The sequence below is a fragment of the Halomonas sp. PGE1 genome (assembly GCF_013000985.1).
Taxonomy (GTDB): domain Bacteria; phylum Pseudomonadota; class Gammaproteobacteria; order Pseudomonadales; family Halomonadaceae; genus Halomonas; species Halomonas alkalicola.
On sequence record NZ_CP053032.1, the window covers coordinates 1,664,467 to 1,689,963 of the forward strand.

The window sequence follows — 25,497 nt, forward strand, 5'->3', positions numbered from 1 at the left end:
CCTGAGCCCACTCCCGACCCGACAGCTGCGAGGCGAAACATGCAGGTGACCCCCTCTCGCCTGACGGCGACCCTCCAGCGCCTCTGGCCCGAGGCGCGCCCCTTGCCTGAACTCGCCGTAGCGACCCTCGGGCTCGCGACCGACAGCCGCCGTGCCGGGCCGGGCACGCTGTTCGTGGCGGTGCCCGGGGTGGCCGCCGATGGCCGCGACTTCATCGCGGCGGCGCTGGCAGCCGGGGCCTGTGCGGTGCTCTGCCACTCGGGCGATGAGCGCGCCTGCCCCGACGACCCACGCGTGCTGCCGCTGCCCGGCCTGCGCGAGCGGCTGGGGGAGCTGGGGCGCGAGCTCTTCGCGGTGCCGGACAGCCTGGAGCTGATTGGCGTCACCGGCACCAACGGCAAGAGCTCGGTGACCCACTATATCGCCGAGCTGAGTGAGGCGCTGGGAGTGTCGGCGGGGCTCGTGGGTACCCTGGGGTGCGGGCGCCTGGGTGCGCTGCACGACGGCGGCCTGACCACGCCGGGGCCGCTGGCGCTGCAGGCGGCGCTGGCCGAGCTGGCCGATGCGGGTGTTCGCCGGGTGGCCATGGAGGTCTCCTCCCACGCCCTGGAGCAGGGGCGCCTCGACGGCTGCCGGCTGGCCGCGGCGGTCTTCACCAACCTGACCCGCGACCACCTCGACTATCACGGCAGCATGGCCGCCTACGCCGCGGCCAAGGCCAGGCTCTTTCGCCGTGAGGAGCTGCGCCTTGCCGTGGTCAACGCCGATGACTCCCTGGCCCGGCTGATGCTGGCCGGGCTCCCCGGTGGTCAGGAGGGGCGGGTGCGCGTGCTGGCCACCGGTACCGACGAGGCGGTGACCTTCCGGGTCATCGACTGGCACCCCCACGGCGCCGGCCAGCGGGCGCTGGTGGCGACCCCCGAGGGGGAGCGGGTGTTGGAGACCTCGCTGCTCGGCCGCTTCAACCTGGACAACGTGCTGCTGGCCATCGCCACCCTCTACGGGCTGGGCCACCCCATCGGCGCGCTGTTCGACGCCGCCGCGGGCCTCGCCCCGGTGCCGGGGCGCATGGAGGCGCTGGTGCGCCCCGGCGCTCCTACCGTGGTGATCGACTACGCCCACACCCCCGACGCCCTGGACAACGCCCTGGCCGCCCTGCGCGCCCACCGGCCGGCGGATGGCCGGCTGTGGTGTCTGTTCGGCTGCGGCGGCGACCGCGACCCCGGCAAGCGGGCGCTGATGGCGGCCGCCGCCGAGCGCCATGCCGACCGCCTGGTGGTCACCGACGACAACCCCCGCGGGGAGGATCCGGCCGCGATCCGCGCAGCGGTGCTGGCGGGGCTCTCCGCCGACGCGCGCCGGCAGGCGCTGGAGATCGCCGGGCGCGGTGAGGCGATCGCCCGGGTGCTGGCCGATGCCGATGCCGAGGACCTGGTGCTGATCGCCGGCAAGGGCCACGAGACCTACCAGGAGATCGCCGGCGTGCGTCACCCCTTCTCGGACCTGGTCGAGGCCGAACGCGCACTGGCCGCCCGGGCGCCTGCCGGCGGGGAGGCGACGCCATGAGCCGCTGCGGATTGACCACCCTGGCCGAGGTGGCCGAGGCGCTGGGCCTCGAGGCACCGGCGGCCGACCTGCCCATCGGCGCGATCGTCACCGATACCCGCCGGCTGAGCCCGGGCAGCCTGTTCGTCGCCCTGCGCGGCGAGCGCTTCGATGCCCACGACTTCCTCGACGAGGCCCGGGCGGCCGGCGCCGCGGCGGCGCTGGTCGAGGCCGGCGCCATGGCCGAGAGGGGCGACGTGGAGGGCATGGCGCTGCTCGAGGTGGCCGATACCCGCCTGGCCCTGGGGCTGCTCGGCCGCGCCCGGCGCCGCGCCTGGGGCGGCCCTCTGGTGGTGGTGACCGGCAACAGCGGCAAGACCACCGTCAAGGAGATGCTGGCCGTCATCCTGGCTCGGCGGGGGGCGACGCTGGCCACCCGGGGCAACCTCAACAACGACTTCGGTGCGCCGCTGACCCTGCTCGAGCTCGCCCCCGAGCACCGCCAGGCGGTGGTGGAGCTCGGCGCCAACCACCTCGGAGAGATCGCCTGGACCAGCGTGCTGGCCGAGCCCGGGGTGGCGGTGATCACCAACGTCACCGGCGCCCACGTCGGCGAGTTCGGCGGCATGGGGCGCATCGCCCAGGCCAAGGGCGAGATCCTCGCCGGCCTGCCGACCGACGGCGTGGCGGTGCTCAACCGCGACGACGCCTACTTCGCCACCTGGGCGCGCCTCGCCGCGCCGCGGGAGGTGCGCGACTTCGGCCTCGATCCCCGCGCCCGGGTCACCGCCCGGGCGCTGGCCTGCGATGCCCTGGGGCGCTATGCTTTCACGCTTGTCGCCGACGGGGTCGAGCTGGGCCGCGTGCAGCTGGGCCTGCTCGGGCGCCACAACGTGGCCAATGCCCTGGCCGCGGCGGCGGCGGCGCTGGCCATGGGCCTGGCCCCCGAGGAGGTGGTGGCAGGCCTTGGCGAGGTGGTGCCGATGCCGGGGCGGCTCTCCGTCGTCCCGGGCATCAACGGCTCACGCCTGCTGGATGATACCTATAATGCCAACCCCGGCGCGGTGAGGGCGGCACTCGACCTGCTGGTCACGCTGCCCGGCCCCCACTGGTGCCTGCTGGGCGCCATGGGGGAGCTGGGGGAGGCGTCCGAGCGGCTGCACGCCGAGATCGGAGATTACGCACGGAAACTGGGAATCGACTTCCTCGGCACCTGCGGCGAGGCGGCCCGCGCCGCCTCCCATGCCTTCGGCGCAGGCGGGTGCCACTTCCAGGAGCGCGAGGCGCTGGTGCGTCACGCCCTCCACCATCTTCCTCCCGGCGCCAGCGTGCTGGTCAAGGGATCGCGCAGTGCCGCCATGGAGCAGGTGGTGACGGCACTGCGTCAGGATCGATCAAGGTGAACGCGATACATGCTGCTCTATCTGGCTGAGTTCCTGGCGCAATACTTCAGCGCCTTCAACGTCTTCAACTACCTGACCCTGCGCATGATCCTGGGCACCATCACCGCCCTCGGGCTCTGCCTGTGGCTGGGGCCTGTGATGATCCGCCGCCTGGTCGAGCGCCAGATCGGGCAGGCGGTGCGCGACGACGGCCCCCAGTCACACCTCTCCAAGGCCGGCACGCCCACCATGGGCGGGGCCATGATCCTGATGGCCATCGCCGTCAGTACCCTGCTGTGGGGCGATCTCGGCAACCACTACGTCTGGATCGTGCTGGGGGTGACCCTGGGCTTCGGGGCCATCGGCTGGGTCGACGACTATCGCAAGGTGGTGGAGAAGAACCCCCGCGGCCTGCCCGCGCGCTGGAAGTACCTGTGGCAGTCGGTGGTCGGCCTGGCCGCCGCGGTGCTGCTCTACGCCACCGCGGCCTCGCCGGTGGAGACCAGCCTGATCGTGCCGCTGTTCAAGGACGTGGTGGTGCCGATGGGGGTGTTCTTCATCGTGCTGACCTACTTCGTGATCGTCGGCAGCTCCAACGCGGTGAACCTCACCGACGGCCTCGACGGCCTGGCGATCATGCCCACCGTGCTGGTGGCCATGGGGCTGGCGGTGTTCGCCTACGCCACCGGCAATGCGGTGTTCGCCAACTACCTGCAGATCCCCTTCATTCCCGGGGCCGGGGAGCTGGCCGTGTTCTGCGCCACCATCGCCGGCGCGGGGCTCGGCTTCCTGTGGTTCAACACCTACCCCGCCCAGGTCTTCATGGGCGACGTGGGGGCCCTGGCGCTGGGGGCGGCGCTGGGCGTGGTGGCGGTGATCGTGCGCCAGGAGATCGTGCTCTTCATCATGGGCGGCATCTTCGTGATGGAGACCATCTCGGTGATCCTGCAGGTGGGCTCCTACAAGCTCACCGGCCGGCGCATCTTCCGCATGGCCCCGCTGCACCATCACTATGAGCTCAAGGGCTGGCCCGAGCCGCGGGTCATCGTGCGTTTCTGGATCATCACCGTGGTGCTGGTGCTCATCGGCCTGGCCACCCTCAAGGTGCGCTGAGCGAGGCCCTCCACGCGGGCAAGGAGCAGGATATGGTCAAGGTGCCGACAGGCGTCACCCTGGTGGTCGGGCTCGGGATCTCGGGGCGCGCCATCTGTCGCCATCTGGAGCGCCAGCGGGTGCCCTACATGGTGGCCGACACCCGTGCCGTGCCGCCGGGCATCGACGACTTTCATGCCGCCCACCCCGGCGTGGCCATCCACTGCGGCCCGCTGACCGCCCTCGACCTCTCCGAGGTGGAGGAGGTGGTGGTGAGCCCCGGCATCGACCCGCGCACCCCGGGCCTCGACGTCCTGGACGGGCGCCTCCGCGAGGCCACCGGCGAGCCGCTGGTGATCGGCGAGATCGCGCTCTTCGTGCGCGCCGCCCGGGCGCCCATCGCGGCCATCACCGGCTCCAACGCCAAGTCCACCGTGACCACCCTGGTGGGGGAGATGGCCGTCGAGGCCGGTCGTCGCGTGGCGGTGGGGGGCAACCTGGGCACCCCGGCCCTGGACCTGCTCGCCGACGAGCCCGATGCCGATTTCTACGTGCTGGAGCTCTCCAGCTTCCAGCTCGAGACCACACCCAGGCTCGGTGCCGAGAGTGCGGCCTTTCTCAACCTCTCCGAGGATCACCTGGACCGCCACGGCGACATGGCCGGCTATCGGGCCGCCAAGCTCGGCATCTTCCGCGGGGCGCGTCACGGGGTGGTCAACGCCGAGGACCCCAACACCTGGCCGGAGCAGCGGCTGCCCTTTCAGGACAGCTTCACCACCCGCCCACCCGAGGCCGGCGAGTGGGGCATCGGCCGCCACCGGGATGCCGACTGGCTGATGCATGGCGACACGCCGCTGATGCCCGCCGCCGAGGTGCGCCTGGCCGGTCGCCACAACCAGGCCAATGCCCTGGCCGCGCTCGCCATGGGGCGCCGGCTGGGCCTGCCCATGGAGCCGATGTGCCGGGTGCTGCGGCGCTTTCCGGGGTTGCCCCATCGTGGCGAGGTGGTGGCCGAGGTGGGCGGCGTGCGCTGGATCAACGACTCCAAGGGCACCAACGTGGGGGCCACCCTGGCCGCCATCGCCGGGCTCGGCCCGACCCTGGCGGGCCGCCTGATCCTGCTGGCCGGCGGCGTCGGCAAGGGGGCCGACTTCGCCCCCCTGGCCGAGCCCTTGGCCCGCCATGGCCGCGAGGCGATCCTCTTCGGCCTGGATGCCGAGCGCCTGGCGCGCGCCCTGCGCGGGCGGCTGCCGCTGACCGAGGTGGAGGACCTGGCCGCGGCCATGGCCCGGGCTGCCGAGATCGCCGAGCCCGGTGACTGCGTGCTGCTCTCGCCGGCCTGTGCGAGCCTCGACCAGTTCGCCAACTACCAGGAGCGGGGCGAGGTGTTCCGGCGCTGGGTGCGCCGCCACCTGGCCGAGGAGGAGGCATGAAGCGCGCGCCCCGGTTCGCCCGGCTCTCCCGGCTCCGCGAGCGGCTCTCCACCCGCGACCAGCCCTTCGACGGCTGGCTGCTGATCGCGACCCTGTCGCTGATGCTGATCGGCTGGGTGATGGTGACCTCGGCGTCATCGGAGGTGGCGGCGAGCCTGACCGGCAATCCCTGGTACTTCAGCATCCGTCACGGCCTCTTCCTGGTGATGGCGCTGGCCGCGGCCGTCTTCGTGCTGCGCATTCCCCTGGGGTGGTGGAAGGTCAACGGTCCGCTGCTGCTGCTGGTGGGCATCGCCCTGCTGGTGCTGGTGCTGCTGGTGGGGCGCGAGATCAACGGCAGCAAGCGCTGGATCTCGATCCCCGGGGTGCCCTTCAACCTGCAGGCCTCCGAGGTCGCCAAGCTCTGCCTGATCGCCTACATGGCTGGCTACCTGGAGCGCTTCCTGCCCCAGGTGCGCCGGCAGTGGGGCGCCTTCCTGCGTCCGCTGCTGATCCTGGCCATCATCGGCGTGCTGCTGATCCTCGAGCCGGACTACGGTGCCGTGGTGGTGATGACCGGCTGCGTGATGGGCATGCTGCTGATGGCCGGGGCCCCCTGGGGGCGCTTCCTGCTGCTGGCGCTGCTGGTCGCGGCCGGCGGGGCCCTGCTCGCCATCGCCGAGCCCTATCGCCTGGCGCGCCTGGCCAGCTTCGCCGACCCCTGGGCGGACCAGTTTGCCAGCGGCTACCAGCTGACCCAGGCGCTGATCGCCTTCGGCCGCGGCAGCTGGCTGGGCATGGGGCTCGGCAACAGCGTCCAGAAACTCTTCTACCTGCCCGAGGCCCACACCGACTTCGTCTTCGCGGTGCTCGCCGAGGAGCTCGGCCTGTTCGGCGCCGTGGGGGTGGTGGGGCTCTTCGCGCTGCTGATCTGGCGGGCCATGGCGGTGGGCCGCCGTGCCGAGCTGGCCCAGCTGCCCTTCGCCGCCTACCTCAGCTACGGCATCGCCCTGGTGATCGGTGCCCAGGCCTTTATCAATATCGCCGTGAGCAGCGGCATGCTGCCCACCAAGGGATTGACCCTGCCGCTGCTCAGCTACGGTGGGTCGAGCCTGCTGGTCAGCACGGTGATGATGGCGCTGCTGCTGCGGGCCGACATCGAGACGCGCCTGGCCCAGCGGCGGGCGAGCCCCGCGGCGCCCAGGGGGGATGGGCGCCGGGAGCCCTCCCTGGCACCGTCGGGTTCCGCTTCCACGCCACTCTCTCAACGACAAGGAGTCGCCAAGTGAGCATGCGACCGGGACGCCGCGTCCTGATCATGGCCGGAGGCACCGGCGGCCACGTCATTCCCGCCCTCTCCCTGGCCCGGGGCCTGGACGCCGAGGGGGTAGAGGTGGCCTGGCTGGGCAGCCCCCGCGGCATCGAGAACCGCCTGGTGCCGGAGGCCGGCATTCCCCTGCATCGTATCGCGGTGTCGGGGTTGCGCGGCAACGGTGCCGCCGGCTGGCTGCTGGCGCCGTTCAACCTGACCCGCGCCGTGTGGCAGGCGTGGCGGGTGATCCGTGCCTTCGACCCCCAGCTGGTGGTAGGCCTTGGCGGCTTCGCCAGCGGCCCCGGCGGCCTGGCCGCCTGGCTGGCGCGCCGCCCCCTGGTGATCCACGAGCAGAACGCCGTGGCCGGACTTACCAACCGCGCGCTGTCACGCCTGGCGCGGCGCGTCTACGCCGCCTTTCCCCAGGCCTTCGGCGCCCGCGGCGAGGTGATCGGCAACCCGGTGCGCGAGGAGATCGCCGCCCTGGGCGAGTCACCCCGCCCGGCCGCGGCGATGCGTGGCCGGCGCCTGCGCCTGCTGGTGGTGGGCGGCTCGCTGGGGGCCCAGGCGCTCAACGAGTGCCTCCCCGAGGCCCTGGCTCGCCTGCCGGAAGGCGAGCGACCCGAGGTACGCCACCAGGCGGGGCGCGACAAGGACGCTGCCACCCGCGAGGCCTACGCCCGCGAGGGCGTGAGCGCCGAGGTGACGCCCTTCATCGATGACATGGCCGAGGCCTACGGCTGGGCCGACCTGGTGGTCTGCCGGGCGGGCGCCCTGACGGTGGCGGAGCTGGCCGCCGCGGCCCGGCCGGCGCTCTTCGTGCCCTTTCCCTTCGCGGTGGACGATCATCAGACCGCCAACGCCCGAGCGCTGGTGGAGGAGGGGGCCGCCGAGCTGCTGCCCCAGACCGACCTCACGGCGGCGACGCTGGCCGATCGGCTGGCGGCGCTGCTCGATCCCGATACCCTTGCCACCATGGCCTTGCGAGCGAGGGCCTGCGCGCACCTCGACGCCGTCGAGCGCCTGGTGGCCGGCTGCATGGAGACAGGTTTTGAGCGATAGCACGTCACGGCCGGTTCCCGGCCAGTCCGTCCCCCCCCGAGCGGGGCCTTGGCATGCGCCGGATCCGGCACATCCATTTCGTGGGCATCGGCGGCGCCGGCATGTGCGGCATCGCCGAGGTCCTGGCCAACCAGGGCTATACGGTCAGCGGCAGCGACCTGAAGGCGTCGACGGTGGTGGCGCGGCTGCGCCAGTGCGGCATCACGGTCGCCATCGGCCACGATGCCGACCATGTGGTCGGCGCCGATGTCGTGGTGGTCTCCACCGCGGTGGACGAAGCCAACCCCGAGATCGTCTGGGCCCGGGAGCACCGGGTGCCGGTGGTGCGCCGCGCCGAGATGCTCGCCGAGCTGATGCGTTTCCGCCACGGCATCGCCGTGGCCGGGACCCACGGCAAGACCACCACGACGAGCCTCACCGCGACCCTGCTCGGCGAGGGGGGGCTCGACCCCACCTTCGTGATCGGCGGGCGGCTGACCAGCGCCGGCACCAATGCCCGGCTGGGGGAGGGCGACTACCTGGTGGCCGAGGCGGACGAGTCCGACGCCTCCTTCCTGCACCTGCAGCCCATGGTCTCCATCGTCACCAACATCGATGCCGACCACATGGCCACCTACGGCGGCGACTTCGAGAAGCTCAAGACCACCTTCCTCGAGTTCCTGCACAATCTGCCGTTCTATGGCCTGGCGATCCTGTGCATCGACGATGACAACGTGCGCGGCCTGCTCGACCGGGTGCATCGCCAGTTCATCACCTACGGCTTCAGCGAGGACGCCGACTACCGCATCGCCGACTTCGCCCAGCAGGCCGGCGAGATCCGCTTCACCGCCCATCGCCCCGGCGGGCTGGCGCCGCTCGCCGTTCGGCTGGCCATGCCCGGCCGCCACAACGCCCTGAACGCCCTGGCGGCCATCGCCGTGGCCACCGATGCCGGGGTCGACGACGACGCCATCCTGCGCGGCCTGGCCGGCTTCCAGGGGGTGGGACGTCGCTTCCAGGTGCAGGGGCATTTCCCGGCGCCGGGCGGCGAGGGCGAGGTGATGCTGGTGGACGACTACGGCCACCACCCTCGCGAGGTGGAGATGGTGATCCGGGCGGTACGCGCCGGCTGGCCCGAGCGGCGCCTGGTGATGCTCTACCAGCCCCACCGCTACTCGCGCACCCGCGACCTCTATGAGGACTTCGTGCGGGTGCTCTCCGGCGTCGACACCCTGCTGCTGCTGGACGTCTACAGCGCCGGCGAGGCGCCGATTCCCGGCGCCGAGGGGCGCACCCTGGCCGGTTCCATCCGCCAGCGCGGTGAGGTGGACCCGATCTTCGTCCAGGAGAAGGGCGAACTGCCGGGCCTGCTGGCCCGGGTGCTGCGCCCGGACGACATCCTGATCACCCAGGGCGCCGGCGACGTGGGCGGCATCTCCCTGGCCCTGGCCGAGGCGGCCCTTGAGCTCGACGAGGTGACCCTATGAGCCTGGTGAACGACCTCGGCCGCGTGGCCGTGATCTACGGCGGCAGCTCCGCCGAGCGGGAGGTCTCGCTGAAGAGCGGGGCGGCGGTGCTGGCGGCGCTCACCCGTGCCGGCGTGAATGCCATCGGCTACGACCCCGCCGATGGCGGGCTGGTGGGGCTCGAGGCCCTGGCCCCGGACCGCGTCTTCATCGCCCTGCACGGCCGCGGCGGCGAGGACGGCACCCTGCAGGGGGCGCTGGAGCTGCTCGGTATTCCCTATACCGGCAGCGGCGTGCTCGCCTCGGCCCTGGGCATGGACAAGCAGCGCACCAAGCTGGTGTGGCAGGCACTCGGCCTGCCCACGCCGGAGTCGGTGATGCTGGAGACCGACGCCGACTGGTCGGCGGTGGTGGCGCGCCTCGGCCTGCCGCTGATCGTCAAGCCGGTGCATGAGGGCTCGACGCTGGGCATCAGCATCGTCGAGAGCGCCGAGGCCCTGGCGGCGGCCTACCACGAGGCGGCCCGCTTCGACGCCCGGGTGATGGCCGAGCGCTTCATCAAGGGCGACGAGTATACGGTGTCGCTGCTTGGCGACGAGGTGCTGCCGGCGATCCGCGTCGAGGTGCCCGGCGGCTTCTACGACTACGAGGCCAAGTACCTCTCCGACGAGACGCGCTACCACCTGCCCTGCGGGCTCGGCGATGCTGAGGAGGCCGAGCTCGGCGAGCTCTGCCGTCGCGCCTTCGAGGCGGTCGGCGCCGAGGGGTGGGGGCGCGTCGACGTGATGCGCGACGCCGAGGGGTGCTTCTGGCTGATCGAGGTCAACACCTCGCCGGGGATGACCGACCACAGCCTGGTGCCCCAGGCCGCGGCCCACGCCGGCATCGACTTCGAGGCCCTGGTGCTGCGCATCCTGGCCAGTACCCTGGAGGCGAAGCGGGCATGACGCGTCGCGGTGGCCTGCTCGGGGTGGTGCTGCTGCTGGTGCTGTTCGGCGCCGGCGGTCGGGCCCTGTGGCTGTGGCTCGACCGGCCCATCGAGCGGGTCTCCATCGCCGGCGAGTTCACCCACGTCAGCGCCGACTACCTGCGCGACGAGCTGGCGCCGCTGATCCGCGGCCGCACCTGGCTGTCGGTCAACGTGGCCGAGCTGCGCCAGGAGGCGCTGGCCATCGACTGGCTCTCCGAGGTGCGGGTCACTCGGGAGTGGCCCAATGCGCTGACCTTCGAGCTGGTCGAGCAGATTCCGGTGGCACGCTGGAACGACGACTACCTGCTCAATCCCGAGGGCGAGCCCTTCGCCTTCGGCCCGGTGTCGCCGCCCGGCGACCTGCCGGATCTCGCCGGTCCCGCCGGCAGCGGGGCGGAGGTGCTGGCCTACCACGAACGGCTGGCCACCCGCTTCGGCGCCATGGGCCTCGAGCTCTCCCAGCTGCGCCTGGAGCCCCGCGGCGCCTGGCGCTTCCAGCTGGACGATGGGGTCTGGGTGATGCTCGGTCGCAACGACCGCGAGGCGCGGCTGGGCAGGCTCTCCGCGGCCTGGCAGCGGCAGCTCGGCTCCCTGGCGTCGCATATCCGCTACATCGACCTGCGATACCCCAACGGCGTGGCCGTTGCCTGGCACGGTGAATCCGACCCCGCCGAGGATGATGAGTCGGCCGAGGGCTGAGACCATTTTCTCCGCAAAGGCGCATGTTCGAGGGACTGCGCCTGTTTCTTTTGGGGCAAAATCACCGTATCGTGAAAGGTGAATTTTTCTGTGGGGTGGAGGATCAACCCGAGTTGTTCCTATAATTGCCCCCAGGTTCATTTTCCGTGTTGCAGGCCCCGAAGCGGGCCAGGTTCTAGGAGAGTTCCCGACTCATGGCAGGTCCTTCCAATGCGTCCAATATGGTAGTCGGGCTGGATATCGGAACGTCCAAGGTCGTGGCGATCGTGGGTCAGCCCACCGACGATGGCGGCATCGAGATCGCCGGTATCGGCTCGCACCCCTCCCGCGGCATGAAGAAAGGGGTGGTGATCAACATCGAATCCACGGTGCTCTCCATCCAACGCGCCGTGGAGGAGGCCGAGCTGATGGCCGGCTGTGATATCCATTCGGTCTATGTCGGCGTCGCCGGCAGCCATATCAGCTCCATGAATTCCGATGGCGTGGTGGCGATCAAGGAGCGCGAGGTCACCCCCTCCGACATCGATCGCGTCATCGACTCCGCACGGGCCCGGGCCATCTCCGAGGGCCAGCGGGTCCTTCATGTGCTGCCTCAGGAGTTCTCCATTGACACCCAGGGCGGCATCCGCGAGCCGCTGGGCATGTCCGGGGTGCGCCTGGAGGCCCGGGTGCACCTGGTCACGGCGGCACTGAACGCCGTGCAGAACATCGAGAAGTGCGTGCGCCGCTGCGGCCTCGAGGTCGATGCCATCATCCTCGAGCAGCTCGCCTCGAGCATGGCGGTGCTCACCGAGGACGAGCGGGAGCTGGGCGTCTGCATGGTGGACATCGGCGGCGGCACCACCGATATCGCCGTGTTCACCGAGGGGGCGATTCGCCACACGGCGGTGATCCCCATCGCCGGGGACCAGGTCACCAACGACATCGCCATGGCCCTGCGCACCCCGACCCAGCACGCCGAGGAGATCAAGGTCAAGTACGCCTGCGCGCTGACCCAGCTGGCCGCCAGCGACGAGCTGATCAAGGTGCCCAGCGTCGGCGACCGCCCGGCCAGGGACCTCTCCCGCCAGGCGCTGGCCGAGGTGGTGGAGCCTCGCTACGAGGAACTCTTCACCCTGGTGCGCGACGAACTGCGCCGCAGCGGCTACGAGGACCTGGTGGCCGCCGGGGTGGTGCTGACCGGGGGCACCGCGCGCATGGAAGGGGTGGTGGAGCTCGCCGAGGAGATCTTCCACATGCCGGTGCGCATCGCCTGCCCGCAGAACGTGCGGGGCCTGGCCGATGTGGTCCGCAACCCGATTTATTCGACCGGAGTCGGTTTGCTACATTACGCCCTGCAGGAAAATCGGCAGGGGCATGGTCGACAGACACAGGGCAGCTTGGTGCCGGTTCAGGCGCGGCGTGAGGACGCCGGCCGGCGCGGCTTCAGGGAAAGCATACCGGCGCTGGCAAGGTTCAAGGGCTGGTTGAAAGGAAATTTCTGACAGGGTCGCCATGGCGACCCAGGAGACGGGGCAAATGTTTGAACTGGTAGATAGCGCACCCTCAAGCAGCGCGGTCATCAAGGTGATCGGTGTCGGCGGCGGCGGCGGCAATGCCGTCAATCACATGGTCGAGAGCAACATCGAGGGCGTGGAGTTCATCTGCGCCAACACCGATGCCCAGGCCCTCAAGCGGGTCTCCGCCAAGACCGTGCTCCAGCTCGGCACCGAGATCACCAAGGGGCTCGGCGCCGGCGCCAACCCCGAGGTGGGGCGTCAGGCGGCCATGGAAGACCGCGAGCGGATCGCCGAGCTGCTCAACGGTGCCGACATGGTCTTCATCACCGCCGGGATGGGTGGCGGTACCGGCACCGGCGGTGCCCCGGTGGTGGCCCAGGTGGCCAAGGAGCTGGGTATCCTCACCGTGGCGGTGGTGACGCGTCCCTTCCCCTTCGAGGGTCCCAAGCGCATGCGCGCCGCCGAGGAGGGCATGCGGGAGCTCTCCGAGCACGTCGACTCGCTGATCACCATCCCCAACGAGAAGCTGCTCTCGGTGCTGGGCAAGAGCGCCAGCCTGCTGACCGCCTTCAGCGCCGCCAACGATGTGCTGCTGGGCGCCGTTCAGGGCATCGCCGAGCTGATCACAAGCCCGGGCATCATCAACGTCGACTTCGCCGACGTGCGGACCGTGATGTCCGAGATGGGCATGGCGATGATGGGCTCCGGCAGCGCCATCGGCGAGAACCGCGCCAGGGAAGCCGCCGAGAAGGCCATTCGCAGCCCGCTGCTCGAGGACGTCGACCTCCACGGCGCCCGCGGCATCCTGGTCAACATCACCGCCGGCCCGGATCTCTCCATCGGCGAGTTCAACGATGTGGGCGCCACCGTTCAGGAGTTCGCCTCCCAGGACGCCACCATCGTGGTGGGCACCTCCATCGACATGGAGATGTCCGACGAGCTGCGTGTCACCGTGGTGGCCGCCGGGCTCGACGGCCGTCAGCAGGCCAAGGCCGCGACCCGCGAGCCGGCCAAGCGCGTCGAGGCAGGCAGCGACTACCGTCAGCGCCCGGCGCAGCCGGCCATGCGCCAGCAGGCCGCCCGCGCCGCCGCCGAGCCGGAGGAGGCCGCCAAGCCGCGTGCCGAGAAGCGCCGCTCCCAGGAGCTCGATGACTATCTCGATATCCCGGCCTTCCTGCGCCGCCAGGCGGATTGAGGGGCGCTATCGAGTCCATAGGGCGTGCCGGGCGAGGTTTCTTTGTCGAAACGCCCGTTCGGTGTTATAGTGAACAGTGTTTGATAACCCGACAACAGCCTGGCCACCTCTCATGATCAGACAACGCACCCTGAAGAACGTCATCCGCGCCACGGGCGTCGGCCTGCACTCCGGCAAGAAGGTCTACATGACCCTTCGCCCGGCGCCCGTGGATACCGGCATCGTCTTCGTGCGCACCGATCTGGATCCCGAGGTGCAGATTCCGGCGAAGGCGCACAACGTCACCGACACCACCCTGTGCACCGCGCTCTCCTCGGGCGGCGCCAAGGTGGCCACGGTGGAGCACCTGATGTCGGCCCTGGCCGGACTCGGCATCGACAACGCCTATGTCGACCTCAGCGCCCCCGAGGTGCCGATCATGGACGGCAGTGCCGGCCCCTTTGTGTTCCTGATCCAGTCCGCCGGCATCAGCGAGCAGAACGCGCCCAAGAAGTTCATCCGCATCAAGCGCGAGATCACGGTGACCGAGGGCGACAAGGAGGCCACCTTTCGCCCGCATCAGGGCTTCAAGGTCGCCTTCTCCATCGACTTCGACCATCCGGTGTTCGAGGAGCAGACCCAGACGGCCATGGTGGACTTCTCCACCACCTCCTTCGTCAAGGAGGTGTCGCGGGCCCGCACCTTCGGCTTCATGCGTGACCTGGAGTACCTGCGCTCCAACAACCTGGCGCTCGGTGGCAGCCTCGACAACGCCATCGTGGTGGACGACTACCGCATCGTGAACGAGGGCGGCCTTCGCTACGACGACGAGTTCGTCAAGCACAAGGTGCTGGATGCCATCGGCGACCTCTACCAGCTCGGCCACAGCCTGATCGGCGAGTTCCGCGGGGTGAAGTCGGGCCATGCGCTCAACAATCAGCTCTGCCGCGCCCTGCTGGCCCAGCCCGACTCCTACGAGATCGTCACCTTCGAGGAAGAGGCCGCCGCCGCGCCCATCTCCTACGCGGCCCCGGCCATGGCCTGACGCCAGTTCGTCCCGCCCCCATGACATGAAGAAGGCCCGCCAGCGTCTGGCGGGCCTTTCTTGCTATGGGGCTCGGGGCGTTGCCGTCATGGCTCGCGCTCGGCATGGGCGGCCAGTCGCTGGAGCGCTGCCTTGAGCCGCGGGTCGACCACGTCCTCGGCGCAGCTCGCGAGTTCATCGGCCGCTCGGGCCGGCAGATGGCGCACCTGGCGCAGCGGCGCCTTGACCGGTCGTACCGGGCGGACCTTGAGGGTGAAGCCGGTCACCGCCTCGAAGCCGGGCAGCTGGTGAAGCCGTTCGAGCAGTCGCGGCTGCTCGTAGCGCAGCCGGGTGAGCCAGGCGGCACGGTCGGTGATCAGCGTCAGGCGACCATCGCGAAAGCCGCCCACGTGCAGGTGCTCGGCCACTTCCGCGGGGAGCTGGTCACGCAGGTGCTGCTGAGCGCGCTCGATCAGTCGCGCCATGCGCATCAGCGAGCCGAGTTCGCCGTGGCCATCGAGCAGGCGGGTCATGGGCTGGGCGCGGAAGCGCTTTGCCTTTATACTCATGGGCTTGTTTCTCGGGGCCTTGTTCCGGTCGCCGGACAGGAAAGCCACACTCACTCTTCACTGTGCCGGGCGCTGATGCCCGCCAGCCTAGCACGCTCGGGAGTCCGTCGACAGCATGCCCGCCCGCACCCAGCATGACGATGCCAAGGCGCCCGCCGCCATGAGCCGGCGGCGCCCCGCGCGCTGGTGGCTGGCCGGGCTGCTGGTGGGGTGCCTGCTGCCGGCTGGCCTGGCCCAGGGTGAGACGCTGCGCCAGGCCGAGCGCCTGGTGCAGGTATGCATCCTGGCACCGGCGCTGATCCGGGCCAGCTCCCGGCTGCAGGCCCGCCGCCGCGCGCGGCGTGCCTGGCCGCTGCGTGTCCTCGGCCGTCCTGGCGCACGCGGGCGACTGCCCCTGCCGCCATCCCCCCGCCGCCGCCTGGCGACCGCGGCCCATGATGTCCTGACCCGTCGGGGTCCGCCCTGCGTTGGCACGCTGAATCCCTGATCCTGGCCGGCTGCCTCGGGCGGCTGGCACGCTGCCACACGTAAAGACTGGACCCCCCCAATGATCAATTCCCTGTTACGCAAGGTCGTCGGCTCCAAGAACGATCGTGAAGTGAAGCGCATGAGCCGCCAGGCCGACCGCATTACTGTTCTCGAACCGGAGCTGCAGGCGCTGGACGACGCCTCTCTGCAGGCGCGCACCGAAGCCTTCCGTGGTCGTCTCGACGCCGGCGAGGCACTCGATGACCTGCTCGTCGAGGCCTTCGCCACCGTGCGCGAGGCGGGCAAGCGGGTGATGGGCATGCGCCACTTCGATGTGCAGATGATTGGCGGCATGACCCTGAACAGCGGCCGCATCGCCGAGATGAAGACCGGTGAGGGCAAGACCCTGGTGGCGACCCTGGCCGTCTACCTCAATGCCCTGCCCGGCAAGGGCGTGCACGTGGTCACGGTGAACGACTACCTGGCACGCCGGGACGCCGAGTGGATGCGTCCGCTCTATGAGTTCCTCGGCCTCACCGTCGGCATCATCCATGCCGGCCAGACCAGCGAGGAGAAGCGCGCGGCCTACGCCTGCGACATCACCTACGGCACCAACAACGAGTTCGGCTTCGACTACCTGCGCGACAACATGGCCTTCTCGCTGGAGGACAAGGTACAGCGCGGGCTCCACTTCGCCATCGTCGACGAGGTGGACTCGATCCTGATCGACGAGGCGCGGACGCCGCTGATCATCTCCGGCGCCGTGGACGAGAATACCGAGCTCTACAAGGTCGTGGACCGCCTGGCGACCCACCTGGTGGCCTGCGAGGATCCCGAGGAGCCGGCCAGCGGCGATTTCCTGCTCGATGAGAAGCACAAGCAGGTGGAGATCACCGAGACCGGCCACAACAAGGTCGAGGAGCTGATGCGGGCGGAGGGGCTGCTGGGCGAAGACGACTCCCTCTACGCGGCCCAGAACCTCAATCTGCTGCACCACATGCATTCGGCGCTGCGCGCCCGTCACCTCTACCATCGTGACGTGGACTATATCGTCGCCGACGGCCAGGTGGTGATCGTCGACGAGCACACCGGGCGCACCATGCCGGGCCGCCGCTGGTCCGAGGGCCTGCACCAGGCGGTCGAGGCCAAGGAGGGCGTGGCGGTGCAGCGCGAGAGCCAGACGCTCGCCTCGACCACATTCCAGAACTACTTCCGCCTCTACGAGAAGCTGGCCGGCATGACCGGTACCGCCGACACCGAGGCCTTCGAGTTCCGCCAGATCTACGGCCTCGACGTGGTGGTGATTCCTACCAACAAGCCGCTGGTGCGGCGCGACCTCAACGACCTGGTCTACCTGACCGCCGAGGAGAAGTTCGAGGCGATCATCAAGGACGTCCAGGCCGAGACCGAGGCCGGACGCCCGGTGCTGGTGGGGACCGCCTCCATCGAGACCTCCGAGTACCTGGCCGGGCTGATGAAACAGGCCGGCCTCGCCTTCAGCGTGCTCAACGCCAAGCAGCACCAGAGCGAGGCGGAGATCATCGCCCAGGCGGGCCGCGCCGGCGCCATCACCATCGCCACCAACATGGCCGGCCGCGGCACCGACATCATGCTGGGCGGCAACTGGGAAGCCGAGGCGGCCAAGCTCGACAACCCGAGTCCCGAGCAGCTCGAGGCGCTCAAGGCCGCCTGGCAGGAGCGCCACGATGCGGTGCTGGCCGCCGGCGGCCTGCACGTGATCGGCTCCGAGCGCCACGAATCGCGGCGCATCGACAACCAGCTTCGTGGCCGTGCCGGTCGCCAGGGGGACCCGGGCTCGACCCGTTTCTTCCTGTCGCTGGAGGACAGCCTGATGCGGCTGTTCGGCTCCGACCGGGTGCAGCGCATGATGAAGGCCCTGGGCCTGGAGCGCGGCGAGGCGATCGAACACAAGATGGTCTCCAACGCCGTGGAGCGCGCCCAGAAGAAGGTCGAGAGCCGCAACTTCGATATCCGCAAGCAGCTGCTCGAGTATGATGACGTGGCCAACGACCAGCGCCGGGTGATCTACGAGCAGCGCAACGAGATCCTGGCCGCCGAACAGGTCTCCGAGGCCGTGGCGGGCATTCGCCAGGAGGTGCTGGACCTGGCCATCAGCGACTATGTGCCGCCCCAGAGCCTCGCCGAGCAGTGGGATCTCCCCGGGCTTCAGGACCACCTCAAGGCCGAGTTCAACCTGGACGTCCCGGTGGTGCAGTGGGCCGAGGAGGACGACCGCTTCCACGAGGAGCAGCTGCGCGAGCGGCTGCAGACCCTGCATCGCGAGACCTACGAGGCCAAGGTGGCCGAGGCCGGCGAGGCCCTGATGCGCCGCTTCGAGAAGCAGGTGATGCTGCAGGTGCTCGACACCCGCTGGAAGGAGCACCTGCAGTCCATGGACCACCTGCGCCGGGGCATCCACCTGCGCGGCTACGCCCAGAAGAACCCCAAGCAGGAGTACAAGCGCGAGTCCTTCGAGCTGTTCCAGAACCTGCTGGCCAATATCAAGGCCGACGTGACGCGCATCCTCAGCCATGTGCAGGTGCGGCGTCCCGAGGAGGTCGAGGAGCTCGAGCAGAAGCGTCGCGAGGCGCTGGAGCGCGAGAAGGCCATGGCCGACAGCCGTCACGAGGATCCCGATGCACTCGACCGCCCCGAGGAGTCGGGGGCGCCGCTGCCGGGAGCGGATGGACGCCCGGTGCGCCGCGAGGGGCCCAAGGTGGGCCGCAACGATCCCTGCCCCTGCGGGTCGGGCAAGAAGTACAAGCAGTGCTGCGGCAAGCTGGACTGAGCTGCCGCCCAGCAGACAGGAGACGAGACGATGGCAGTGGGTAATGCAAGCTTTCCCGAGATGCCGGCGATCCCCGGCGTGCGCCTGGGTACCGCCATGGCGGGCATCAAGAAGGCCAACCGCCGTGACCTGGTGGTGATCGAGGCGCCCGCCGGTGCCCGCGTGGCGGGGACCTTTACCCGCAACGCCTTCTGCGCGGCACCGGTCACCGTGGCCCGCGAGCACCTGGCCTCCGGCCAGCCGGCCCGCTACCTGGTGATCAATACCGGCAACGCCAATGCCGGTACCGGCGAGGTAGGGCTTGCCGATGCCCGCGCCACCTGCGCCGAGCTGGGACGCTTGGCCGGGGTGCCCGGCGAGGCCGTGCTGCCGTTCTCCACCGGGGTGATCGGCGAGCCGCTGCCCATGGAGCGGGTGCTGGCGGGACTGCCCGTGGCGCTGGCGAACCTGGGGGAGGAGGGGGCGTCCTGGCACCAGGCCGCCGAGGGCATCCTCACCACCGACACCCGCGCCAAGGGTGCCAGCGTGACCCTGGCGCTGGGGGAGGCCACGGTCACCATCAACGGCATCGCCAAGGGCTCGGGCATGATCCAGCCCAACATGGCGACCATGCTGGCCTTCGTGGCCACCGACGCCGCCCTCGACCAGGCGCTGCTCGAGGAGATGCTGCGCGAGACGGTGGATCGCTCCTTCAACTGCATCACCGTGGACGGCGACACCTCCACCAACGACGCCTGCATGCTGATCACTACCCAGCAGGGACCGCGGGTCGAGGGGGAGGAGGCCATCGCCATCTTCCGCAACGGTCTGCAGCGGGTCATGACTGAGCTGGCCCAGGCGATCATCCGCGACGGCGAGGGAGCCACCAAGTTCGTGACCCTGCAGGTGAACGGGGCCGCGAGCCGTCAGGAGGCTCTCGACGTGGCCTTCACCGTGGCCAACTCGCCGCTGGTCAAGACCGCGCTCTTTGCCTCGGATGCCAACTGGGGTCGGATACTGGCGGCGGTCGGCCGTGCGCCGGTCGAGGACTTCGATGTCTCCCGGGTGGCCATCGACCTGGGCGAGGTTCGCCTGGTGGAGGCCGGTGGCCGGGCGCCCTGCTACACGGAAGAGGCCGGCAGTGCGGTGATGGCCAGGGAGGAGATCCCCATTCGCATCGACCTGGGACGCGGGGAGGAGAGCGCCACGGTATGGACCACCGACCTCTCCCATGAGTATGTAACCATCAACGCCGACTATCGCAGCTGAGCGATCGGTCAGCCGCCGGACAGAGCATCCCGCCCCCGAGGGCGGGCCAGTTGGAAAGGTGAATGAACGCAATGGTGAAGAGAAGGGTGCATGTGGCGGCCGCCGCCATCATCAGTGCCGACGGCGGGCAGGTCCTGATCGCCCGCCGGCCCAGCAACGTCGACCATGGCGGGCTGTGGGAGTTTCCGGGAGGCAAGCTGGCGCCGTACGAGACGGGCCTCGGCGGGCTCAAGCGCGAACTCCATGAGGAGCTCGGGGTGGAGATCCAGCGCGCGCAGCCGCTGATCCGCATCCACCACGAGTATCCCGACAAGCACATCCTGCTCGACGTCTGGCAGGTGCACGAGTTCTCCGGCGAGCCCTTCGGCCGCGAGGGGCAGGCGGTGCGCTGGGTGCCCATGGAGGAGCTGGTCAACTACCCCTTCCCGGCGGCCAACCTGCCGATCCTGCGTGCCGTCGCGCTGCCGACCGAGTACCTCATCACCGCCGAGGAGGAGGACGAGGCTCTCTACCTGCAGCGCCTCGAGCGTGCCCTGGTGGAGGATCGCGCCCGCCTGGTGCAGCTGCGCGCCAAGCAGCTCGACGAGACCGCCTACCTGGCCCGCGCCGAGGTCACCCTGGCGCTGTGTCGCCAGCATGGGGCTCGCCTGCTGCTCAACGCCGAGCCCGAGCTCCTCGAGCGGGTCGATGCCGACGGTATCCACCTCACCAGCGAACGGCTGATGCGCCTCGAGCGTCGCCCCATCGCCGAGGGGAAGTGGCTGGCGGCCTCTACCCACGATCGCGAGCAGCTGGTACAGGCCGGCAAGCTGGGTTGCGACTTCGTGACCCTCTCGCCGCTGCGCACTACCCCCTCCCACCCCGAGGTGCCCCCCATGGGCTGGCATGACTTCCAGCAGCTGGTGGAGCGTGCCGCCATGCCGGTCTTCGCCCTGGGTGGCATGACCCGCTTCGATGCCAACCATGCCCGCGCCGTGGGTGCCCAGGGCATCGCCTCGATCCGCGATTTCTGGAAGTAGCCGTCGGCGACGTCCGTCGCTGTAGTCAGGTTGCGCCCCGCCCCATGGCGGGGCGCACTGCGTCTGGGGTCTGGCCCGTCGTGGCGTGTCGGCACCGACAGTGGGGACGGGCTTCTGTCGTCCGGTGGAGACTCGACGGATGTCTATGAACAGGGGCAGGGACGCCGGGAGGCCGAATTCTGTCGGCCCGAGACGACAGTTCTACGGCCGATGGCGCGATGATGGCGATGGCTCCGAGAGTGGTTTATTTATTAATGCATTGAATATATTGATTTTAGTTTCTTTCTGGCATGAGTTTCGCGTTGTCTTGGCAGGAACCCGGCCCGAGTGGTCGTGCGACTCACGGACGAGTCACCCTTGAAGATGGAAGCCCGCCCCTGGCGGGGCACAAGGAGGCGCATCATGAAACTCAAGACCCTGGCCGCCAGTATGGCGCTGATCTTTTCCGGTATGACCGTCCAGGCTCACGCCATGAGCCTGGAGGATGAGATGCTGTCCACAGAGTTTTCTTCAACGGCCACCATGACCCACTCCAGTGACACCCTCCTGCTGGCGGCCGCCGACGGTGGTGCCGATGGTGGTGCCGACGGTGGTGACGCCGACGGCGGTGATGCCGACGGCGGCCTCGACGGTGGCGTCGAGGGCGATGCCGACGCTGGTATCGACGGCGGCGTAGAGGGCGACACCGAGACCGGCCTGGACGCCGATACCGACACCGAGACCGGTCTGGACGCCGACACCGATACTGGCCTGGACGCCGATACCGAGACCGGCCTGGATGCCGATACCGAGACCGGCCTGGACGCCGATACCGAGACCGGCCTGGATGCCGATACCGAGACCGGCCTGGACGTCGAGGGCGACACCGAAGCCGATACCGAGACCGGCCTTGAGGGCGACACCGAAGTTGACACCGAGGCAGAGGTGGATGTCGAAGCCGACGTCGAGGCGGATGCCAGGACCAAGGCCCCGGGCCTGGACCGTGCCGTGGAGAACGCCGCTCCCCCGGCCAAGGGTCGCCTCGAGGCCGTGCGGGATCGGCTGCGGGGGATGGTCGGCGGTGACGACGACACCGACGAGGTCAACTGAGGCCTGATGCACCCATCACCGGGCAGGAGGCCCGGAGACTCAACTTCAAGCGCGCCGGGGCAGGATGCCCCGGCGCCTGCGTGTGGTCAGCCTCGGCCCGCAGCCAGGCGCTGCTGCTGCCAGGCGAAGTAGAGGAACAGGCCCCCCATCACCAGGTAGCCCACCACATAGTCCGGGGCGGCGTTGAGGGCGAGGGCCGGGGCATGCATCAGGCCCACGAAGGAGAAGCCCGCGGCGACCGCGGCGAAGGCGGCGGCACGGCGGAACTGGTGGTCGATCACCGAGACCGTCATGGCGCCGATCAGGATCGCCATGAACATGGCGCCCTGGCCCAGCGGCACGATCCCGGTGGAGATGCCGGTCACCGTCTCCTCGGCGGCACGCCCGAAACGGGTCATCACGTAGTTGGCGAAGTAGGGCAGCATGGCCAGTGCCACCGCGGGGTAGTAGCGGGTGTCGTTGCTCTGGAAGGCGGTGGCGATCATCGACATGCCCACGAAGACCAGGATCGGCGCGACCACCGAGACCGGGATGATGGCGGCCAGGGCCGCGATCAGGCCGAACATGGTGGCCAGGCCGTAGACCGCGCCGTTGAGCAGGCTGTAGCCGCGCCCGGCGCCCATCCACTTGGCGCCCACGGTGGCGATGTAGACGGTGGTGGGGAAGACCCCGCCGAACAGGGCGCCGATCATGGTGCCGGCGCCGTCCACCGCCTGGCACTCGCGCACGTCGTACCTGTCGCCGGCGGCCTCCATGGCCTCGACGTTGTTCATGGTCTCGATGGCGTTGTAGAGGGTGATCGGCAGCACCACGGTGAGCACCGCCAGCATGCCGGTGAAGAGCAGCCCCAGCCCCTCGAGCCAGGCCAGGTTGGGCAGCAGCGGGTAGAAGCCCAGATGGGTGAAGGCGTCGCTGAAGCGCTCGCCGCCGGCATCCCCGATCAGGTAGGCCATGGCGGTCCCCACCACGATGGCGAACAGCGAGGTGGGCAGCCGGAAGGGCATGGCGACCCGGGCCACCAGGCCGACGATGATGATCGCCAGTACCAGCAGGCCGATCACCGGCATCTCCAGGGTCTTGAACAGCATCTCGCCGGCGATGAAGGTCAGTGCCACCCCGGCCACGGCGCCGAGCATCGCCGCCCGGGGCAGGTGATGCTGGACCCAGCGGCCGATCAGGCTGATCAGCGCCTCGATGGCGCCGCTGATGAAGCAGGCGGCCACCGCAACCTTCCAGGCCAGTTCGGCATCGCCGGTGAGCTGCTTGGCGGGCAGCAGCACCCCGAACAGGAAGACGAACATCACCGGGGTGGAGATGCCGTAGGAGAGGGCGGTGACGTCGGTGCGGTTCTCCTTCCTGGCCAGGCGCGCGGCGCTCCAGGCGTAGTAGAAGTTGCCCACCATCACGGCCACCGCGGCGCCGGGCAGCACCTGGCCGAAGACGATCGACGCCGGGAAGCCCATGCCGAGCATGGTGATGGCGATGATCACGAAGTTGGCGATGTTGTTCTGGAACAGGGCAAAGAAGGCGTCGGTGTCCTCCTTCTTGTACCAGGGATAGTGCACGGGGGAGCTGCCGGGGGTAGCCGCCATGGGGAGCCTCTTGCTGTTGGGGTGGTTGTGTACAAGGCAGGCATCAGTCTGTATGCGACCTGACTGATTGGTCAAGACTGTTGCCGCCGGGCGCGCCCCGAGGCCGCCCTGATCCCCGGTGCAGCGAAAAACAGGCGAGGAGTCTACCCGAATCGAGTAGGAGGGGGAGTCGCCTCCCCCGTCCTCTCACACCACCGGGCATACGGTTCCGTACCACGGCGGTTCACGAAGAACGACTAAGCCCTCTTGACCGTATCGAGTACCGAGATCAGGCCCTGCTGCTCGAACCATTTCCGTGGCAAGGCCTGATTCATGTGCGAGGCGCCGGCGTTCCACCAAGGGCCTCGCCCGTTTCCCGCTGACTTCCACGCCCGATGGTCGTCCAGACCCAGCGCCCGTAGCTTGCGGCGCCGGGTCCGCGGGCGTTTCCATTGCCGCCAGATCACGCAACGCAGTCGACGACGTATCCAACCCTCCAGCGCTTCCAGCGGGCGCTTTACGTCGACGAAGGAGAAGTAGTTGGCCCAGCCCCGCAGGACCGGGGTCAACTCTTCGATAACGCGCCGTATGTTGCGCCCCCTGCCACGCTTGAGGATCTCGCGGACACGCTGCATCAGGCGCTGCAGGCTGGCCTTGGCCAGCGTCAGCTTCGGCCGCTTGTGCCGGGTCAGCGTGTAGCCCAGATACCCCCGGTTCCAGGGTCGGTCCACCGCACTCTTGTCGCGATTGACCGTCAGCCTGAGTGAGCTCTCGAGAAAATCACTCAGACTGGCCATGACGCGCTCGCCCGCTCGCCGACTCCTGACATACACCTGCATGTCGTCGGCATAGCGGCAAAAGCGGTGGCCGCGGCGTTCCAGTTCCTTGTCCACGTCATCCAGCAGGATATTGGCCAGCAGCGGGCTGAGTGGTCCGCCCTGGGGCGTGCCCTGCCGGCGTGGCGCGACCAGGCCGTCCTGGAACATCCCGGCTTCCAGATAGCGGCGGATCAAGCGCAACGCTCGCTTGTCGCAGACGCGGCGCGCGACCCGCGCCATCAGCAGGTCGTGATTCACCCGGTCGAAGAAGGCTTCCAGGTCGAGGTCGACCACCCAGCGGTGGCCGGCAGTGACATGGGCCTTCATCGCCGAGACGGCCTGCTGGGCGCTGCGCCCGGGCCGATAGCCGTAACTCGATGCGGAGAACCCCGGATCGAAGATCGGCGTCAACACCTGAAGCAGCGCCTGCTGGATCAGCCGGTCGGTCACCGTGGGGATGCCGAGCTGTCGCGTCCCGCCCTTGGGCTTGGGAATCTCGACGGCTCGGATCGGGCTGGGGTGGTACTCACCGGCCAGCAGCCGTTCGCACAGCGTTGGCCAGCATTCCTTCAGGTGGTCGGCCAACTGGTGGACCGTCATGCCGTCGGCACCCGGCGCCCCCTTGTTGGCGACCACCCTTCGGTAAGCCCGCGCCATGTTGGCCTTCCCTACCACGGCCTCCATGAGCGGGGCGGGCTCCGCTTTCGTCCACGATGACGACGCCGGGATCGTCTCGACGCCCACCGGCCGGGACTCGGGGTTCCGCCCCTGCCCCTCTGGGTGGGTGGCGGTATCAGCGCCACTTTCTGCCTTCCTGATCGATCCTCGAGACATCATCGCCTACTCGCGGTTCTTCATGTTCGGCCCTTGGTGCCGCGGTGAACCGGCACTTACTATGGCCTCTGCTGACGTCTGGTGGCCCATCCCGTCGCCTCTCGGCGCCGGTAGCACCGTGGCAGACCACCAGACCTCCCAGGGTAAGACGCGCGACCTTCCTCCCATCTACCCGCCGCATTTACCTCCACATCTTCCGGATAGCTATTGGGCTTCGAGTGTCATTGCCCTCTCGCCCAGATGTGGCTGCCTCATATGCGATTCCTGTTCGTCAGGCCGGGAGTTTGCCTTCAGCTTCCTTCAGATTCCGCCTCGCGGCGGACACCCTTGCTGTTCGGCTAGCGGTTCCCGCTATCAGGGTCCGCAGGGGACTTTCACCCCCAAGTCATCCCGAGGCACCACCCTCGGGAACAGCACCTATCGGTGCTACGCGCCATGCCTGGCGCACAACGAAAA

The 25,497-nt window shown here is 69.4% G+C and carries 20 protein-coding genes; 17 read left to right on the forward strand and 3 right to left on the reverse strand.

Annotated features, from left to right (window positions below):
• Positions 1–39 precede the first annotated feature (39 nt).
• The 12 genes from HIR79_RS07875 to lpxC all read left to right on the forward strand — a co-directional run bounded on the left by HIR79_RS07875 (position 40) and on the right by lpxC (position 14,637).
• Complete coding sequence (locus HIR79_RS07875; protein WP_169957904.1) at positions 40–1,566, forward strand: UDP-N-acetylmuramoyl-L-alanyl-D-glutamate--2,6-diaminopimelate ligase; 1,527 nt, start codon at positions 40–42, stop codon at positions 1,564–1,566.
• Entirely contained in the window at positions 1,563–2,948 is a 1,386-nt protein-coding gene (locus tag HIR79_RS07880; protein ID WP_169957905.1) for a UDP-N-acetylmuramoyl-tripeptide--D-alanyl-D-alanine ligase, read from the forward strand. The genes HIR79_RS07875 and HIR79_RS07880 overlap by 4 nt, the downstream gene beginning before the upstream one ends.
• A gap of 9 nt (positions 2,949–2,957) precedes the next feature.
• The gene (mraY, locus tag HIR79_RS07885) at positions 2,958–4,040 is read left to right on the forward strand and encodes a phospho-N-acetylmuramoyl-pentapeptide-transferase (RefSeq protein ID WP_169957906.1); all 1,083 of its coding nucleotides are present in this window, start codon (positions 2,958–2,960) and stop codon (positions 4,038–4,040) included.
• Positions 4,041–4,072: 32 nt separating this feature from the next.
• Positions 4,073–5,452 carry a UDP-N-acetylmuramoyl-L-alanine--D-glutamate ligase gene (gene murD / locus HIR79_RS07890; protein WP_169957907.1) on the forward strand — a complete coding sequence of 460 codons (1,380 nt, stop codon included), beginning with the start codon at positions 4,073–4,075 and terminating at the stop codon, positions 5,450–5,452.
• On the forward strand, positions 5,449–6,720 hold the full coding sequence (ftsW, locus tag HIR79_RS07895) for a putative lipid II flippase FtsW (RefSeq protein ID WP_169957908.1): 1,272 nt from the start codon (positions 5,449–5,451) through the stop codon (positions 6,718–6,720). The genes murD and ftsW overlap by 4 nt, the downstream gene beginning before the upstream one ends.
• 2 nt (positions 6,721–6,722) lie before the next feature.
• A complete protein-coding gene (murG, locus tag HIR79_RS07900) occupies positions 6,723–7,805 on the forward strand; it encodes an undecaprenyldiphospho-muramoylpentapeptide beta-N-acetylglucosaminyltransferase (protein ID WP_249322324.1) in 1,083 nt (360 codons plus the stop codon).
• Positions 7,806–7,858: 53 nt separating this feature from the next.
• Positions 7,859–9,271 carry a UDP-N-acetylmuramate--L-alanine ligase gene (gene murC, locus HIR79_RS07905; protein WP_110068113.1) on the forward strand — a complete coding sequence of 471 codons (1,413 nt, stop codon included), beginning with the start codon at positions 7,859–7,861 and terminating at the stop codon, positions 9,269–9,271.
• Positions 9,268–10,197 carry a D-alanine--D-alanine ligase gene (locus HIR79_RS07910; protein WP_169957909.1) on the forward strand — a complete coding sequence of 310 codons (930 nt, stop codon included), beginning with the start codon at positions 9,268–9,270 and terminating at the stop codon, positions 10,195–10,197. The genes murC and HIR79_RS07910 overlap by 4 nt, the downstream gene beginning before the upstream one ends.
• Positions 10,194–10,919: a cell division protein FtsQ/DivIB gene (locus HIR79_RS07915; protein WP_169957910.1), complete on the forward strand. Its 726-nt coding sequence runs from the start codon at positions 10,194–10,196 to the stop codon at positions 10,917–10,919. Before HIR79_RS07910 ends, HIR79_RS07915 begins: the two co-directional genes overlap by 4 nt.
• A 194-nt stretch (positions 10,920–11,113) precedes the next feature.
• Entirely contained in the window at positions 11,114–12,403 is a 1,290-nt protein-coding gene (gene ftsA / locus HIR79_RS07920) for a cell division protein FtsA (protein WP_119020824.1), read from the forward strand.
• Positions 12,404–12,437: 34 nt separating this feature from the next.
• The gene (gene ftsZ / locus HIR79_RS07925; RefSeq protein ID WP_169957911.1) at positions 12,438–13,613 is read left to right on the forward strand and encodes a cell division protein FtsZ; all 1,176 of its coding nucleotides are present in this window, start codon (positions 12,438–12,440) and stop codon (positions 13,611–13,613) included.
• A gap of 112 nt (positions 13,614–13,725) precedes the next feature.
• Entirely contained in the window at positions 13,726–14,637 is a 912-nt protein-coding gene (gene lpxC, locus HIR79_RS07930; protein ID WP_169957912.1) for a UDP-3-O-acyl-N-acetylglucosamine deacetylase, read from the forward strand.
• An 86-nt stretch (positions 14,638–14,723) separates the two neighbouring features.
• On the opposite strand, the gene HIR79_RS07935 is transcribed toward lpxC, so the two are convergent.
• Complete coding sequence (locus tag HIR79_RS07935; RefSeq protein WP_169957913.1) at positions 14,724–15,185, reverse strand: DUF721 domain-containing protein; 462 nt, start codon at positions 15,183–15,185, stop codon at positions 14,724–14,726.
• Between the two features lie 115 nt (positions 15,186–15,300).
• Between HIR79_RS07935 and HIR79_RS07940 the strand changes: the two genes are divergently transcribed.
• The 5 genes from HIR79_RS07940 (at position 15,301) to HIR79_RS07960 (ending at position 21,818) form a co-directional block, all read left to right on the forward strand.
• The gene (locus HIR79_RS07940) at positions 15,301–15,672 is read left to right on the forward strand and encodes a hypothetical protein (protein WP_249322377.1); all 372 of its coding nucleotides are present in this window, start codon (positions 15,301–15,303) and stop codon (positions 15,670–15,672) included.
• Between the two features lie 60 nt (positions 15,673–15,732).
• Complete coding sequence (gene secA, locus HIR79_RS07945; protein WP_169957914.1) at positions 15,733–18,462, forward strand: preprotein translocase subunit SecA; 2,730 nt, start codon at positions 15,733–15,735, stop codon at positions 18,460–18,462.
• 30 nt (positions 18,463–18,492) lie between these two features.
• Entirely contained in the window at positions 18,493–19,710 is a 1,218-nt protein-coding gene (argJ, locus tag HIR79_RS07950) for a bifunctional glutamate N-acetyltransferase/amino-acid acetyltransferase ArgJ (protein ID WP_169957915.1), read from the forward strand.
• Positions 19,711–19,781: 71 nt separating this feature from the next.
• On the forward strand, positions 19,782–20,729 hold the full coding sequence (locus HIR79_RS07955; protein WP_119020830.1) for a Nudix family hydrolase: 948 nt from the start codon (positions 19,782–19,784) through the stop codon (positions 20,727–20,729).
• 402 nt (positions 20,730–21,131) lie between these two features.
• Positions 21,132–21,818, forward strand: a complete 687-nt coding sequence (locus HIR79_RS07960) for a hypothetical protein (protein ID WP_169957916.1) — start codon at positions 21,132–21,134, stop codon at positions 21,816–21,818.
• An 86-nt stretch (positions 21,819–21,904) separates the two neighbouring features.
• On the opposite strand, the gene HIR79_RS07965 is transcribed toward HIR79_RS07960, so the two are convergent.
• Together HIR79_RS07965 and ltrA are read right to left on the reverse strand one after the other, a co-directional pair.
• Positions 21,905–23,410: an NCS2 family permease gene (locus HIR79_RS07965; RefSeq protein ID WP_169957917.1), complete on the reverse strand. Its 1,506-nt coding sequence runs from the start codon at positions 23,408–23,410 to the stop codon at positions 21,905–21,907.
• A 236-nt stretch (positions 23,411–23,646) separates the two neighbouring features.
• A complete protein-coding gene (gene ltrA / locus HIR79_RS07970; protein WP_211620858.1) occupies positions 23,647–25,044 on the reverse strand; it encodes a group II intron reverse transcriptase/maturase in 1,398 nt (465 codons plus the stop codon).
• Positions 25,045–25,497 lie beyond the last annotated feature (453 nt).

Bases quoted from the DNA above. Each gene is read 5' to 3' on its own strand.
- murC (WP_110068113.1), top strand. From the start codon at position 7,859: ATGCGCCGGATCCGGCACATCCATTTCGTGGGCATCGGCGGCGCCGGC.
- ftsZ (WP_169957911.1), top strand. From the start codon at position 12,438: ATGTTTGAACTGGTAGATAGCGCACCCTCAAGCAGCGCGGTCATCAAG.
- ltrA (WP_211620858.1), bottom strand. From the start codon at position 25,044: ATGATGTCTCGAGGATCGATCAGGAAGGCAGAAAGTGGCGCTGATACC.
- HIR79_RS07910 (WP_169957909.1), top strand. From the start codon at position 9,268: ATGAGCCTGGTGAACGACCTCGGCCGCGTGGCCGTGATCTACGGCGGC.
- ftsA (WP_119020824.1), top strand. From the start codon at position 11,114: ATGGCAGGTCCTTCCAATGCGTCCAATATGGTAGTCGGGCTGGATATC.
- HIR79_RS07940 (WP_249322377.1), top strand. From the start codon at position 15,301: ATGCCCGCCCGCACCCAGCATGACGATGCCAAGGCGCCCGCCGCCATG.
- secA (WP_169957914.1), top strand. From the start codon at position 15,733: ATGATCAATTCCCTGTTACGCAAGGTCGTCGGCTCCAAGAACGATCGT.
- HIR79_RS07955 (WP_119020830.1), top strand. From the start codon at position 19,782: ATGGTGAAGAGAAGGGTGCATGTGGCGGCCGCCGCCATCATCAGTGCC.
- HIR79_RS07965 (WP_169957917.1), bottom strand. From the start codon at position 23,410: ATGGCGGCTACCCCCGGCAGCTCCCCCGTGCACTATCCCTGGTACAAG.
- murG (WP_249322324.1), top strand. From the start codon at position 6,723: ATGCGACCGGGACGCCGCGTCCTGATCATGGCCGGAGGCACCGGCGGC.
- ftsW (WP_169957908.1), top strand. From the start codon at position 5,449: ATGAAGCGCGCGCCCCGGTTCGCCCGGCTCTCCCGGCTCCGCGAGCGG.
- HIR79_RS07960 (WP_169957916.1), top strand. From the start codon at position 21,132: ATGAAACTCAAGACCCTGGCCGCCAGTATGGCGCTGATCTTTTCCGGT.
- HIR79_RS07935 (WP_169957913.1), bottom strand. From the start codon at position 15,185: ATGAGTATAAAGGCAAAGCGCTTCCGCGCCCAGCCCATGACCCGCCTG.
- argJ (WP_169957915.1), top strand. From the start codon at position 18,493: ATGGCAGTGGGTAATGCAAGCTTTCCCGAGATGCCGGCGATCCCCGGC.
- HIR79_RS07880 (WP_169957905.1), top strand. From the start codon at position 1,563: ATGAGCCGCTGCGGATTGACCACCCTGGCCGAGGTGGCCGAGGCGCTG.
- HIR79_RS07875 (WP_169957904.1), top strand. From the start codon at position 40: ATGCAGGTGACCCCCTCTCGCCTGACGGCGACCCTCCAGCGCCTCTGG.
- mraY (WP_169957906.1), top strand. From the start codon at position 2,958: ATGCTGCTCTATCTGGCTGAGTTCCTGGCGCAATACTTCAGCGCCTTC.
- murD (WP_169957907.1), top strand. From the start codon at position 4,073: ATGGTCAAGGTGCCGACAGGCGTCACCCTGGTGGTCGGGCTCGGGATC.
- HIR79_RS07915 (WP_169957910.1), top strand. From the start codon at position 10,194: ATGACGCGTCGCGGTGGCCTGCTCGGGGTGGTGCTGCTGCTGGTGCTG.
- lpxC (WP_169957912.1), top strand. From the start codon at position 13,726: ATGATCAGACAACGCACCCTGAAGAACGTCATCCGCGCCACGGGCGTC.